Here is a 263-nt window from a genome sequence, read left to right on the forward strand (position 1 = left end):
CGCGCCGGCTTTTTCAGCCCAGTTCTGGATCAGCCGCGGCTTGGTGTCGGCAGTGAACATCGAGGCGAGCGCCCGATCCTGCGAGAGCCCCAGCCGCTGCAGCTTGGCAGGATCGCGGGTGAGCGATACCACATAATCATTGTGCAGATCGGCGAAGCGTTCGATATCCTCGGCGGTGTTGATGCCGAAAACCTTCATCGAATAGAGGAACTCGGCCATCAGATAGGTCGGCTCCGAGCGCAGCTGCGCCAGATGCTTGTCGT

At 60.5% G+C, this 263-nt stretch carries 1 pseudogene; it reads right to left on the minus strand.

From position 1 onward, the window contains the following. A pseudogene (locus EOD29_RS32550) lies at nt 1-263 on the minus strand (hypothetical protein); the annotation flags it as partial.

Origin of the sequence: Mesorhizobium sp. M1A.T.Ca.IN.004.03.1.1 (assembly GCF_003997555.1) — a bacterium.
In the GTDB taxonomy this organism is placed as follows: domain Bacteria; phylum Pseudomonadota; class Alphaproteobacteria; order Rhizobiales; family Rhizobiaceae; genus Mesorhizobium.